This is a genomic window from Rummeliibacillus pycnus, from assembly GCF_044359855.1.
In the GTDB taxonomy this organism is placed as follows: domain Bacteria; phylum Bacillota; class Bacilli; order Bacillales_A; family Planococcaceae; genus Rummeliibacillus; species Rummeliibacillus pycnus_A.
Genome location: NZ_CP132291.1, coordinates 1968653 through 1982770, shown reverse-complemented (window position 1 = coordinate 1982770; position 14118 = coordinate 1968653). Strand labels below are relative to the sequence as shown.

Below are 14118 nucleotides of genomic sequence, written 5' to 3'. Positions count from 1 at the left end.
AAAAGGAAGGAGGAAAAAGTGAGAATTCACTGAAATGGCAATCCGTTCGTAGGAGAAGTCCTCTTCCTTATAATGATGCCCACAAATGCAGCATATATATATGAAAAAAGCTGGTAATGTATTTATTCCCTTGAGATTTATGGAATATGTTTTCTGAAAATGAGTCCTCTCTAATAAGGAAGCAATTCGTAAGGAATGTGATATGATTTACCGCTGCAATGGGTACGGAACAGGCGCCTATAGATTCGCAATACGAAGGAGGGAGTTAAACAGATTCTCGGTCCGAGCTTAGGCCGAAAATGGGTTTAATGTAACAACGAATGATAATAAGTGAATATTAGTAGACTCAGTACACAATTAATTTATGTGGACTGAGTCTTTTTAGTGTATTTGAAAGTAATTCACATGCTGTGTAAGATTATGATAAAATTGTTCAAGTATCCAAAAAATACATATATAAAGTTTCATATAAGATAATCTCATACTTTCGGTACATGCGAAATTAATGATTAGTAAAAATTGGAGGTTGCAGTGGAAATAAATCAGCGATTAGAGCAAAAAAGATTTTGGATTTTAGTCATTATAGTATCCATTTCAGGATTCTCACAAGGTATGTTAATGCCACTTATATCAGTCATTTTCGAACAAGATGGTGTAGCATCGTCGCTTAATGGTTTAAATGCGACGGGGCTTTATGTTGGAACATTACTTATATCCCCATTTATCGAGCAACCATTACGGAAATTTGGTTATAAACCAATTATTTTGGTGGGTGGAGCAATAGTCTTTACATCCCTTCTTTTATTTCCGTTATGGAAGAATGTATTATTTTGGTTTATCCTTCGATTACTGATTGGTATTGGGGATCACTCCTTGCATTATTCAACTCAAACTTGGATTACAAGTACATCACCTCAACATCGTCTTGGCAAAAATATTGCGATTTATGGATTATCATTTGGTACAGGTTTCGCTGTTGGCCCGCTATTGGTCCCATTGACAAAGATTTCCGAAGCCTTTCCATTTATCCTTTCTTCGCTACTTTGCTTATTAGCTTGGTCACTAGTATTCTTTTTGAAGAATGAAAAGCCAGAACCGATACAAACGAAAAGTGTAGGGGAAAATATACTTAAACGTTATGCAGTCACTTTAAAATTTGCATGGATCGGCTGTTTACCAGCCCTTTGTTATGGTTTTTTAGAATCCTCATTAAATTCGTTGTTCCCTGTATATGCCCTAAGAAATCATTTCGAAGTTTCAATGGTATCGATTATTTTAGCGGCATTTTCAATAGGTGGGATAATAACGCAAATTCCACTTGGAACTTTGGGCGATAAAATTGGACGTCGGAAAATTGTATTAAGTTCACTATTAGGAGGAGCAATTTTCTTTGGAATAGGAAGCATCATAGAATCATATGAAATTTTAGTAGCTGCTAGCTTTTTGTTTGCAGGAATGTTCTGCGGTTCATTATTCTCACTAGGAATTTCGTATATGAGTGATTTGACCCCAAGAGAGTTGCTACCAACGGGGAATTTAATGTGTAGTATTTTCTTTAGTTTTGGTAGCTTATCAGGACCACTATTAGGCGGTCTATATTTACAATATGTACACAATTATAGTTTCTTATTGTTAGTATCGATTATTTTGTTTGTTGTATTTGCGATTAGTCTCATCTTCGGAAGACAAAGTAATAAGCAAATATTATAAAAAGAAAAGGGAAGTCCTAACTGTCAAAATAGACTTTAGGCTTCCCTTTTATCCCGCATTAACGGGCAGTAATACCTCCACCTCAAGATTGAGAGAGAAGCAAAGAAGATAACTGGGGGATAACTGCCCGTAAAAGCCCGATTGGTTCAACTAACCATCAGGGGGGATGAAGAACCCCCATTGATGGAAGTTTCACTTTATATTACTTAATTTTGAATTGTTCGATTGAAGCTTTTAAAGATTGAATTTCATCAGATAAGTCTGTAGCTGATTCTGCTACAACCTGAATGACTTTTTGCTGTTCAGCTAGTGATGCAAATACTTCTTGAGTGGCACCAGCGTTTTGTTCACTAACACTCATAATGCTATTCATTGAATCCATAATTTCATCCTTTGAAGTCAATAAAATATTAAAATTAGAGGATACATCTTCGATAGCTATTAAAATTGTTTGCACGTTTTCTTTAATATGGTCAAATGATAGTCCAGTATTATGAACAGCCTCATTTTGTTGTTGAACAATGAAGGATGTTTTAGAAATTTCGTCGTTAGCGAGCATTGTTTCTTCTTCAATGCCTCTTAACGTATGCTGAACACTTTGTGTTGAGTTTTTGGTTTGCTCAGCTAATTTTCTAACTTCTTCAGCAACTACTGCAAAGCCTTTGCCGTGTTCACCTGCACGAGCGGCTTCAATGCTCGCATTTAAAGCCAATAAATTAGTTTGGGCTGAAATATCGTTAATAGAAGAAATAATAGTTTCAATATCTTTCATTTTTAATGATAGAGAAACAAATACTTGTTGAACATGTTCTACTAAATCAGTTGATTTTGAAGATTTTTCTTTTAGAATAACTAAATTGTGTAAGCCTTCTTCATATGACTTCTGCATTCCTTCTGAAGCTTGTAACATATGATTGTTTTTTTGGTTGAGTAATTGGATGTGCTGAGAAACTTTGGTCACTGCCTCTTTTGCGTGTTCTGCATCATTGACTTGTGTTGTCGTTCCTACTGAAACCTCTTCGGCAGCTTTTGTAATTTCAACTGTTGAAGCGGTTACTTCCTCAGAAACAGCTGCAAGATTTGTGGACGATTCTCGAACTTCCTTAATCGTGCCATCTACTTCAGTGATTAACGATTTAATATTCGTTACCATTACGTTGAAGTGGTTGTTTAATTGACCAATTTCATCACCACGTTTTGTTTCATCAAGCTGTACAGTTAAATCACCTGAAGAAATATGCTTTAAATTACCTGTTAATTTTTTAATTGGGACACCAATATGTTTTGCTAATAAGTACATTGCGATTGCTCCAATCACAAGTGATATAGCTAATGCAATAAATAGGACAATAAGTAAATTATTTGCTGATTGGTTGAAATCTTTTTTGTATGTACCTGCAGAAACAATCCATCCCCAGTTTGGATCCATTTCTGAATAAGTAATCTTGTCTGCTAACTTATCAGGGTTGTCAGGAAGAGGGAATTGGTATTCGGCATATCCTCCACCTTTTTGTGCGTTTTTAATGACAGATTGAATATAATAATGACCATTACTATCTTTTAATCCCCAAGACTGTTTATTCTCTATATTCGGATGTGCGAGCATATAACCGTCTTTTTGTAAGATGAAAAGATAGCCGCTTTCTCCTAAGTCAACTTTATTGGAAATTTCACGTTTACCATCACTATTCTTTTTGCCTAGGATTTGCTCTTTTACTTCCTCTTGTGCATCTTCTATAGATATGGTGCCGTTTTTAACCTCTTTATTTAATGAATCAATTTGCTGTAATGTTGCTAAAACACTGTTTTTCACAATTGTTTTACCTAAATCATCCATGCTTTGTTTTGCATTAAAAAAACTTGAAATGCCAATGATAAAGCAGGGAATGATCATTAGTAATAAACAGTTCAGCATTAGTTTCCATTGAATTGAATGTAGTATCTTTTTCATATATTACCCCCATTTATTCAGTATTTTATAACTATTATGTATGCGTTTTCATTTACTGTAAATAGAAAATTGTACATTTGATAGAATTTTTTATTAATTAGGATGAAAATACTTAAGGAATTTATTCGTTTAATAAAATAGACGGCTTCCTAAAGTGGAAACCGTCTATTTTTACTATTTTAATGTTAATAATGAGACTGATTCTACATGAGATGTTTGAGGGAACATATCCATCGGTTGAATATATTCAACATGATAAATTTTCGTCAATTCTTGTAAATCTTTTGCAAGTGTTGAGGGATTACATGATGTGTAAACCACTCGCTTTGGTTTTACTTGCAAGATGGTTTTGATCAGGCTAGGCGCAAGGCCTGTGCGTGGAGGATCGACTGTTAGAACATCTGGGACAAATCCTTCTTTCTGCCATATATCCAACCATTTTTCGGCTGTACCTGTTACGTATTGAGTGTGCTTGAATCTATGTTTTTTTGCATTTTGCTTTGCATCATGAATGCTCTCAGGAATAATATCCATACCGCGCACTTCTTTAGCGTCTTTTGCAAGCCAAAGACCAATTGTTCCAACACCACAATATGCATCGACTACTGTTTCTTTACCTGTCAAAGCAGAAGCATTTTTAATCTGGTCATATAGATGAACAGTTTGTTGTGGATTCAATTGAAAAAATGCTCGAGCTGATAAATCAAATGCAAGTTCCCCAAGTTCTTCGTGGATAGTATCCTTACCTGTAAGAGTAATGGATTGCTCTCCAAAAATAAGTGAAGTTTTATCAGCATTAATATTTTGGACAATTGATACGATGGATGAATCAATTTGTTTTAATTTTTCTACGAGCAATTCTTTTTTAGCGAAGTTTTTACGAGTTGTTATTAGTACAAGTTGAACTTCACCAGTTTGTATCCCAACACGTACAACAATTGTACGGATGATCCCTTTCATAGAACGGCCATCATAAATTGGAATTTGTAAATCATCAATAACCTTTTTCGTAGCATTTGTAATTTTAGTAGTCATCGGATTTTGTACAAGGCATTCGTCAATATTCAAAAGTTTATGGCTATTTGCTGCATAAAGACCTGCTAGTACATGTTTACCAGGTTGTCGAACTTGGAATTGACTTTTGTTACGGTAATGCCATGGATCATCCATTCCTATTGTTTGGCGGATTTGAATATTTTTTGCTTCGGATTTAACATATTTATTTAAAGCTTGGACAATTACATCGCGTTTTGCTGTAAGTTGATATGAATACTTCATATGCTGTAATTGACAACCACCACATTCCTCATAAACAGGGCAGGGGGGGATTTGACGAGCTTTTGACTTTTTCTGAATTTTTAACACTTTCGCTTCAGCGAAGTTGTGATTAATCTTCGTTAATTCAACATAAACTTCTTCTCCAGGAAGAGCACCTTTTACAAAAACAACATTACGTTTATAGTAACCGATCCCTTCTCCATTAATGCCTAATCGTTTGATTGTAAGCGGGATTTTTTGTCCCATTGTCATTGTAGGTTGTTGCACCAAAACTTACACGTCCTTTTTCACTTCATCTTTTCATTATAGCGAACAGCAACGTGTAAGGGAAGAATCAGCGCCCAACTAAGAATTAGATACAAAAGGAATATCATTGACTAAATTATTAATGGAATCAAACCGATAGCCTTTTTTCTTTGCATCTTTAATAAATCGAGGAAGTGCTTCTGCATTATCAGGAGATACGGTATGCATTAAAATGATTGCGCCTGGATGCATTTGAGACATTAAGTTGTTATATGCGTATTCCCAGCCTTGCGGTTTATCTCTAAGCCAGTCTTTAAATGCAACAGACCAGAATATATGGCGATACCCTGCTTTTTGACCAACTCGTAATAACTCTTCGCTGAAAACGCCCTCTGGAGGTCTTGCAAATACTGTTCTTTCCACATCGGTTACTTCAGCTAGTTTTTGATCAAAGCGTTTCCATTCATCTAGCATTTGTTGTTCAGTAAGTCGTGCCATATTCGGATGTTTATCTGAATGGTTTCCGATTTCATGCCCTTCTTTTACCATGCGCTTTACTAATGGAGTAGCACTAGTCAAATAATGTCCAGTTAAGAAAAAGGTAGCTTGAATCTTCTCTTTTTTCAAAGTGTTTAAAATCGATTCAGTATAGCCATTTTCATACCCACAATCGAAGGTAAGATACATCACTTTTTCATCATCTTTTCCCTTATATACGGCACCGTATTTTTCAAGCATCTGATCAAAATTAGCGCCAGCCTCTGGAGGCACTTCATTTTGTGCCTTCTTAAAGCCCCAACTAAATTCTTGAGCAAACGCAGTGAACGGATTCACAATTATACCCGTAATGATAATGACCATAGCTAAAACAATACCAGTTGCATGCTGTTTAATCATGTTCAACGCAACCTTTCTTTTTTTAGATAGGTTGCGTTGTTTAAATGGAATTATGCAATTACAATAAATTTTCTAGTGCACTATAAAGAGTTGGATATTGAAATTGAAAATTTGAAGTCAATAAAACTTTTGGTAAGACTTGCTGACCTTCTAAAACAAGTTGGCTTTTCTTACCTAGTGCCAGTTTCATTAAAAGTGCGGGTACAGGGAACCAATGAGGACGGTGCATTACTGCTGCAATTGTTTCACCGAAATTTTTCATGCGAACGGGATTTGGAGAAGTGACATTTATAATACCCTGTAAGTTTTCATTGCTGATTGCAAAGGTTATAGCATTAGCAACATCCTCGACATGAACCCATGACACCCATTGGGAGCCTGTGCCGACTGTTCCACCTATGTAAAGTTTATATGGCACTACCATCATTGGAAGAGCTCCTGAATTTTTTCCAAGAATCACACCAAATCGAGCTAAGACAACCCGTACACCTAAATCTTTTGCTACTTTAGCTGATTGCTCCCAATCGTGAACTGTTTTTGCAAGAAAATCATTGGCGATATCCCGTGACGTTTCGGTATATGTTGTTGTTTTAGAAGCAGGATAAATACCAATTGCACTAGCATTCAGTAATACTCTAGGCGGTGTTTTTAGTGTCTTTAGGATTCGAATGATTTCATTTGTAGCAGATATTCGACTGTCATAAATCTCTCTTTTTTGTTTTTCGGTCCAACGCCCTTTATTCAAGGAAGTACCAGCTAAATTAACGATTGCTTCAACTCCCTCTAAATAGTTTTCTGGAGCGGCGTTTTTGGACAACCATTGAATGTATTGAATGCCATTAGCTAAATGATTACTCTTTCTAGTTAATATAACAATCTCATGTCCATGTTGTTGTAAGTGTTTAACTAGTTCTTGACCAACAAATCCTGAACCACCTGTAATCGCAATTTTCATAACAAGTCCTCCTTAATCAGTATTAAGTTCAAATCTTTTATGAATTAAATCAATTTCATAATGCAAAATTTATATAGAATATACGAATATTTAATAATATTCGATTTTGGTCATTGTGGAGCGAAAGACGGCGACTCCTACGGGAAAAGCTTGAGCTGAAAGCCCCGCAGGAACGATTTTAAGGGACAAAGCCTAAGAACGCCACATCCTGTGGCAACGGCTTCGTGACCAACATCGTGTTGGCCCGAGGAGATTGAAGCCAAGCCCGTGGAAAGCGCCGTCTGTAGCGAAACATTCAAATCTGATTATTGAAAAGTTAATGGGTTAAAATATTCGTATTTTAAAAACCAAAAATGAAATTGATTCATCTAATAAAAACAAAGTGATGTTTGTACTTACTTGAATCAAAGATATGCTATATATGACACTTTCCATGATGTTAGGATGGAAAAGTTGTATACTAAGCATAGTAAAGGAGGGATTGGATGTCGCGAGTTATTACGAAAATTAGCCGTCAAAAACGAAATCAGGAACGTTATAATATTTACTTAAATGAAGAATATGCATTTAGTATTGATGAGGCTATTTTAATTCAGTATAGTCTAACAAAAGGGAAGACGATAGACGACTTAACAGTAGATGAAATTGCTTTTGACGATGAGATTCAAAGAGCATTCAATCGTGCACTATCCTTTTTAAGTTATCAAATGAGAAGTGAATATGAAGTTCATCAAAAACTGAAAGACTTGGAATTTGGTGAAGCAGTCATTCAAGAAGCATTACAAAAATTGAAGAAGCTAGGCTTTTTAAATGATGAAAGCTATTCAAAAGCATTATTAGAAACAAAAAAGAAAACGGCAAAAAAAGGTCCTAGAGCTATTCAGAAGGATTTGGAGAAAAAGGGTATAGATAAAAACCTCCAACAGCAGGTTTTACATTCGTTTTCTGAAGATGAACAATTAGAAATAGCATTGCAATTAGCCGAAAAAGCTGTACGCAATGAAAATCGTAAAACGCCTAGCCAAATGAAGCAGAAGATACAAGAAATGCTTGTACGAAAAGGATACTCTTTTGCAATTGTTGAACAAGTCTTAGACCAAATAGAATTATCTAAAGATGAAGATGAATGGACAGAAATGATCGCTCAACAAGGGGATAAAGTTTGGAATAAGTATGCTTCAAAATATAGTGATTATGAGTTGAAGATGCGAGTGAAACAGGCGCTTTATCAAAAAGGTTTTCCTATTGAAAAAATTGAAATGTATATAGAACAGAAGGAGCAAGACAATGGATAAAAAATATAGTGAAATGAAACCCAATGAATTACGTGAAATAATTGCAACATTAAAAGAAAAAGCGCGTAAAGCTGAACAACTTGGTATTTTAAATGAGTTTGCAGTTTACGAACGTAAAGCGTTATTAGCGCAAGCATACTTATTAAATCCAGATGACTTTAAACCAGGAGAAATTTACCGCATCGAAAATGATCCAGGTATGTTCTTCCAAGTAGATTATTTAAAAGGTGTTTATGCTTGGGGATATCGTTTAGGTGGAAATCATTATGAAGAAGCACTCCCTATTTCAATGTTAACACCTGTCAAGGAGGCATTTTAGTGGAGCAAAAAATTAACGAGCTAATTTCTAAATTGCGAGCTGAAAATACTAGTGTTTCTGAACAAAAAGCACGTGTTTGGATTGAATTACTGTGGTCGGATTTTGAATCCACGTATGCCAAGGCAGGTTATGATTATCGTGGTGCCGAGATGACAGAAAAAATCATTTTACAATGGATTGAAAGCTACGGTGCTCAGTTACATGAGTTTGCAGGACGTAATCCAAAATATGCTCATTTATTAGATGAAGTAGAATAAAAAAACGACCGTTCCTTATATTGGAGCGGTCGTTGATCTTTTGAGGTAGGAGAACACCCTCTGTATTCATTTAAACAACTAATTTCTTCTGCAATTTATCCTCACTAAAAATCCACCCGGTAAAGGAGTTTACGATTTCGTAGTCTTGAGTTAAGTGAGCAATTGCAACAAATGGATAGCGATTATTACTACGATAACGTAAATCAATCAGCCTAACTTCGATTAAATCGTCTTCAATATCAGCAACTTCCCATCTGTATAGAGGAGAAAAGGAAACAAAAGATATAAAATTAGGATCCTCCATAACTGCTTTAAATTCAGGAGTATCAGGCAAGGGCTCGATTAGAAACTTATCATAAATCGTAATTGAACGCCCATATGCCCGTCCGACATAATGATGTGTAGCAGAGTTTGCTGCTACACGATATTGGAAAAAGTGTGATGTTGGTGACAATATGATAAGCTCGGCATCAGGAATTGTATTGCGAACAGCATTCTTCACGGACTTTTGAAGCAAATACCGAATTATATAATAGATGAAAATGATTCCATACAAAGTAAACATCGTCGAAACGGGATCCGCGCCAAAAGCCCAAAACATTAGAGCAATAACATGGAGTGAAAAAATGATCGGATCAAACGTATTAATCCACCCGAGTGCAATCCATTGTTTTGAAAATGGTCTTAAGGCTTGTGTTCCATATGCATTAAAGATATCTACAAAGACATGTAAGAATACAGCAAAAAACGTCCAAAGCCAAAGATGTAAAACATTCGCATTAGAGAATATAATAGAAAGAAAACCGGTAATCAAAATAGGCCATAATATAACTGCTGGAATTGAGTGTGTAATTCCTCTATGGTGCCGAATATAAGTGGCATTGCCACGTAATTTCAAAATTGTATCAATATCTGGAGCTTGAGAACCCACAATCATGCCTGTAATGACTGCAACTGTGGTAGGTGAATTATGAGCAACAACTGGGTCAACCAAAGCTAGGCCACCCAGAGCAATCCCCATAACTAGATGTGTGCCAGAATCCAAGATGATCAACTCCTTAATTTGTAGGGAGACAGAAAAAATAAAATATTTATGAAAGTTCCTATATGGACTAGTTTACACTATAATACCCATTTTTTATGTGAAATAAAATCGAAATAAATTAGGAGAAAATCGATGTACTATCAATATAAAAAACAATTTCAACAAGCATTAGTCGAATGGTTTCAAAAAGAAAAAAGAGATTTACCTTGGAGAAAGACTAAAGACCCTTATAAGATTTGGGTATCAGAAGTAATGCTTCAACAAACTAGAGTAGATACGGTAATACCATACTATAATCGATTTATGAAAGAGTTTCCAACACCTGAGATATTAGCTGAAGCTCCTGAAGAAAAATTATTAAAGCAATGGGAAGGTCTTGGATATTATTCAAGAGCACGTAATTTACAAGCTGGTGTTCGTGAAGTAGTCGAAAACTATGGTGGTAAAGTTCCAGATAACCGTCCTGAAATTTCAAAACTTAAAGGAGTCGGTCCATATACTGCAGGTGCAGTATTAAGTATTGCCTATAATAGGGCTGAACATGCAGTTGATGGCAATGTTATGAGAGTGCTTAGTCGAGTACTATTAATAGGCGAAGATATCGCATTACCCAAAACCAAAAAAATATTTGAAAATGCTGTAATGGAGCTAATTGATACAGAGCACCCATCAGAGTTTAACCAAGGATTAATGGAATTAGGCGCATTAGTGTGTACGCCTACTTCTCCAAAATGTTTGCTCTGTCCAGTAAGAGAATTTTGTACAGCATACAATGAAGGAAATCCTGAAGAACTGCCAATCAAAACGAAAAAAGTAAAAACAAAAAGTCTCTATTATGATATGTTTGTGGTACAGAATGAGAAAGGCCAATTCCTATTAGAAAAAAGACCTGATAAAGGGTTACTTGCGAATATGTGGCAATTTCCAATGATTGAACAAAATAGCAAAGAAACACATACAAATGAATCACTACTTGCAACTACTTATCAAGTGGAACTTATTAATCGTGAAAAACTTTTAACATTCAAACATGTTTTCTCACACCTTGTTTGGCATATGGACAGTTATATTATTGGTGTAAAACAAAAAGGAGATACACCTGAAAACAGTGCCTGGTTTTCAATTGAAGAAATGAAAGAATTACCTATGCCAGTACCGATGCAAAAGGTTTGGCAGTACTACAAAGAAGAATTTTAAATCACAGAGTATAAAAAAAGCCTCGATGCACAAATTATATTGCGTGGAGGTGATATTCAATGAAGAAGAATTTTTCCAATTCAAAAAACGCTAGTACAGAATTTGGTTCAGAGACAAACTTGCAAGAAGTAGCAAAACAAAACCAACAAGCTGAAAAAAACAAACAACAAGCTTCTGGTCAATTTGGTCAATCAGCTGCTGAAGAGTTTGGTTCTGAAACAAGTTTAAATGAGGTAAAAAAACAAATCCAACAAGCAGAGCAAAATAAAGCTCAAGCTTCAGGTAAATATGCTCAACAAAATCAACAAAACAATTTTTAATTAAGAAATTCCCTAATTGGTGAAGGATTTGTACCTTCACCAATTTTTTGCTACAAGTTTTCCGCTAGGATTGTTATAATGTTACAAAAGAACGCTCATTTAGGAGTGTTTGTTAAAAAGGTGGGCTTTTGAATGGCAATTCCGTTAGAAGGGGAAATCATACAAATACATAGTTACAAGCACAACGGCAATATCCACCGAGTTTGGCAGGAAACAATGGTTTTAAAGGCTACCAAAAATATAGTAATCGGTGCGAATGAAAGAACGCTCGTTATAGAGTCAGATGGACGTACTTGGGTTACACGAGAACCATCAATTTGTTATTTTCACGCAGAGCACTGGTTCAATATTATTTGTATGTTAAGAGAAGACGGAGTATATTACTACTGTAATATGAGTTCACCATTTGTATTTGATCATAATGCAGTAAAATATATTGACTATGATTTAGATATCAAAGTCTTTCCAGATATGTCTTACACATTACTTGATGAAGATGAGTATGAGCAACATAAAAAGGCTATGGGTTATCCACCTGTAATTGACAATATCCTAAAGTCTAATGTAGATAAACTAATCAGTTGGATTCAACAACGGAGAGGTCCATTTGCTCCTGATTTTATCGAAGCATGGACAAGTCGTTATGAATTCCAAAGACAGCTACACGAAAACGATGAGTAACTTGGGATGCCTCACAAGTGCGTAAATGCACTTATGGGACATCCCTTCACACTTATCGGAAATCGCAAAGGAGTTGCCCGAAAGTAGCTTTGGGCAGCTCCTTTCACTTGGAAAGGAACGTGATTTGAAATGGGGAGTATGAAACGCTATTTGCGCTTCGTTAAACCTTATCGATTTGACATTTTTCTTACTTTCATTCTTGGTGTTATTAAATTTGCCATTCCACTTTTTACACCAGTACTGATTAAAATAGTAATTGATGATATTATCGGTGCAGATCATCTATCAAATGATCAGAAAACAAAAGAATTATTTTACTGGCTCGGAGGAACAGTGGTATTATTCTTTATCATCCGACCACCAGTTGAATACTATCGTCAATATTTTGCGCAAAGATTGAGCAATAAAATTCTGTACGACATCCGTCAAAAACTATATGCGCATTTACAAAGACTAGGTTTGAAATTCTACGCAAATAATCGTGTAGGAGATGTAATATCTCGTGTGATCAATGATGTTGAGCAAACAAAAGAGTTTGTTATGACAGGGTTGATGAATGTTTGGATTGACTTATGTACGATTTTAATAGCAATTGGCATTATGCTGAAATTAGATGTGAAGTTAACATTGGTTTCATTAATCGCATTTCCATTTTATGCGATTAGTGTACGCTATTTTTTTGCTCGTTTAAGATCATTAACAAGAGAACGTTCGAAAGCACTTGCAGGTGTACAAAGCTATTTACATGAACGTGTGCAAGGTATGAGTATTATAAAAAGTTTTACACTTGAAACTCATGAGCAACAAATATTTGCTGAAACTAATGGGAAATTCTTGGATAAAGCATTGGAACAAACACGTTGGAATGCAAAAACATTTGCTGTAGTTAATACAATTACGGGTATTGCACCGTTAGTGGTAGTTGGATATGCAGGATACCAAGTTATTAATGGCCATCTTTCAGTAGGGACAATGGCTGCTTTTGTCGCTTATATCGACAGTTTATATAACCCCTTACGTCGTCTTGTTAATGCATCTACGACCTTGACTCAAGCAGTTGCTTCAATGGATCGTATGTTTGAATTGTTTGATGAAAAATATGATATTGAAGATGTTCCAGATGCGAAGTCATTATCTCAGGTAAAAGGGAAAATTGATTTTGAAAATGTGACATTCCATTATGGAGAAGAAGGCAGAGATGTTCTAAAAAACATCAACTTCAACATTTCTTCTGGACAAACAGTAGCACTTGTCGGAATGAGTGGGGGAGGTAAATCTACTATTATTAGTTTGATTCCTCGATTCTATGATGTAATTGAAGGTGCAGTCAAAGTAGATGGCGTTGATGTTCGAAATGCAACAATTGAATCGTTACGTTCACAGATTGGGATAGTATTACAGGATAATATTTTATTTAGTGATTCAGTGAAATCCAATATAATGATGGGGAATCCACAAGCTTCAGATGATGAGGTAATTGTTGCTGCAAAGGCTGCCAATGCGCATGACTTTATCATGTCATTACCTGAAGGCTATGATACAAAGGTAGGGGAACGTGGAGTCAAACTTTCCGGTGGTCAAAAACAACGTGTTGCTATAGCTCGTGTGTTCTTGAAGAATCCACCAATTCTCATTTTAGACGAAGCAACATCTGCATTAGATTTAGAAAGTGAAGCATTGATTCAAGAATCCCTTGAACGTCTTGCACATAATCGAACGACGGTGATTGTAGCACACCGTTTATCTACTATTACACATGCAGATCAGATTTTGGTCATTGATCATGGTGAATTGAAAGAACAGGGTACACATGATTCGTTGATGAATCAAAATGGTATTTATCATGATTTGTTCCAAGTTCAAAAGTTAGATTAATCCTAACATATTATGTAAGTAAAGTTATAAGACTTCTCTATTAAAGAGAAGTCTTATATTTTTTCTATAACATAAACAATTTATTGAATAAT

At 35.5% G+C, this 14118-nt stretch carries 13 protein-coding genes; 8 read left to right on the top strand and 5 right to left on the bottom strand.

The window, feature by feature from the left end:
- The first annotated feature begins 537 nt into the window (after nucleotides 1-537).
- Nucleotides 538-1710 carry an MFS transporter gene (locus Q8X41_RS09720; protein WP_397540238.1) on the top strand — a complete coding sequence of 391 codons (1173 nt, stop codon included), beginning with the start codon at nucleotides 538-540 and terminating at the stop codon, nucleotides 1708-1710.
- Between the two features lie 202 nt (nucleotides 1711-1912).
- Here Q8X41_RS09720 and Q8X41_RS09715 read toward each other — a convergent pair whose 3' ends face one another.
- From Q8X41_RS09715 to Q8X41_RS09700, 4 genes are all read right to left on the bottom strand, one after another.
- On the bottom strand, nucleotides 1913-3661 hold the full coding sequence (locus Q8X41_RS09715; RefSeq protein ID WP_397540012.1) for a methyl-accepting chemotaxis protein: 1749 nt from the start codon (nucleotides 3659-3661) through the stop codon (nucleotides 1913-1915).
- 174 nt (nucleotides 3662-3835) lie between these two features.
- Nucleotides 3836-5209 carry a 23S rRNA (uracil(1939)-C(5))-methyltransferase RlmD gene (rlmD, locus tag Q8X41_RS09710; protein ID WP_397540011.1) on the bottom strand — a complete coding sequence of 458 codons (1374 nt, stop codon included), beginning with the start codon at nucleotides 5207-5209 and terminating at the stop codon, nucleotides 3836-3838.
- A gap of 75 nt (nucleotides 5210-5284) precedes the next feature.
- On the bottom strand, nucleotides 5285-6082 hold the full coding sequence (locus tag Q8X41_RS09705; RefSeq protein WP_397540010.1) for a polysaccharide deacetylase family protein: 798 nt from the start codon (nucleotides 6080-6082) through the stop codon (nucleotides 5285-5287).
- Nucleotides 6083-6140: 58 nt separating this feature from the next.
- Nucleotides 6141-7037 carry a TIGR01777 family oxidoreductase gene (locus Q8X41_RS09700; RefSeq protein ID WP_397540009.1) on the bottom strand — a complete coding sequence of 299 codons (897 nt, stop codon included), beginning with the start codon at nucleotides 7035-7037 and terminating at the stop codon, nucleotides 6141-6143.
- A gap of 485 nt (nucleotides 7038-7522) precedes the next feature.
- Between Q8X41_RS09700 and recX the strand changes: the two genes are divergently transcribed.
- From recX to Q8X41_RS09685, 3 genes are read left to right on the top strand one after another with little or no spacing between them, the layout of a single operon-like run.
- On the top strand, nucleotides 7523-8332 hold the full coding sequence (gene recX, locus Q8X41_RS09695; RefSeq protein ID WP_397540008.1) for a recombination regulator RecX: 810 nt from the start codon (nucleotides 7523-7525) through the stop codon (nucleotides 8330-8332).
- A complete protein-coding gene (locus tag Q8X41_RS09690) occupies nucleotides 8325-8651 on the top strand; it encodes a YfhH family protein (RefSeq protein WP_397540007.1) in 327 nt (108 codons plus the stop codon). Before recX ends, Q8X41_RS09690 begins: the two co-directional genes overlap by 8 nt.
- Complete coding sequence (locus tag Q8X41_RS09685) at nucleotides 8651-8908, top strand: YfhJ family protein (protein ID WP_397540006.1); 258 nt, start codon at nucleotides 8651-8653, stop codon at nucleotides 8906-8908. The genes Q8X41_RS09690 and Q8X41_RS09685 overlap by 1 nt, the downstream gene beginning before the upstream one ends.
- 70 nt (nucleotides 8909-8978) lie before the next feature.
- Here Q8X41_RS09685 and Q8X41_RS09680 read toward each other — a convergent pair whose 3' ends face one another.
- On the bottom strand, nucleotides 8979-9953 hold the full coding sequence (locus Q8X41_RS09680) for a metal-dependent hydrolase (protein ID WP_397540005.1): 975 nt from the start codon (nucleotides 9951-9953) through the stop codon (nucleotides 8979-8981).
- A 132-nt stretch (nucleotides 9954-10085) separates the two neighbouring features.
- Here Q8X41_RS09680 and mutY point away from each other — a divergent pair, with 132 nt between their 5' ends.
- The 4 genes from mutY to Q8X41_RS09660 all read left to right on the top strand — a co-directional run bounded on the left by mutY (nucleotide 10086) and on the right by Q8X41_RS09660 (nucleotide 14026).
- Nucleotides 10086-11150: an A/G-specific adenine glycosylase gene (gene mutY / locus Q8X41_RS09675; RefSeq protein WP_397540004.1), complete on the top strand. Its 1065-nt coding sequence runs from the start codon at nucleotides 10086-10088 to the stop codon at nucleotides 11148-11150.
- A 59-nt stretch (nucleotides 11151-11209) separates the two neighbouring features.
- Entirely contained in the window at nucleotides 11210-11470 is a 261-nt protein-coding gene (locus Q8X41_RS09670; RefSeq protein WP_397540003.1) for a gamma-type small acid-soluble spore protein, read from the top strand.
- Between the two features lie 132 nt (nucleotides 11471-11602).
- Entirely contained in the window at nucleotides 11603-12151 is a 549-nt protein-coding gene (locus Q8X41_RS09665) for a DUF402 domain-containing protein (RefSeq protein ID WP_397540002.1), read from the top strand.
- Between the two features lie 129 nt (nucleotides 12152-12280).
- Nucleotides 12281-14026, top strand: a complete 1746-nt coding sequence (locus Q8X41_RS09660) for an ABC transporter ATP-binding protein (protein ID WP_397540001.1) — start codon at nucleotides 12281-12283, stop codon at nucleotides 14024-14026.
- Nucleotides 14027-14118 lie beyond the last annotated feature (92 nt).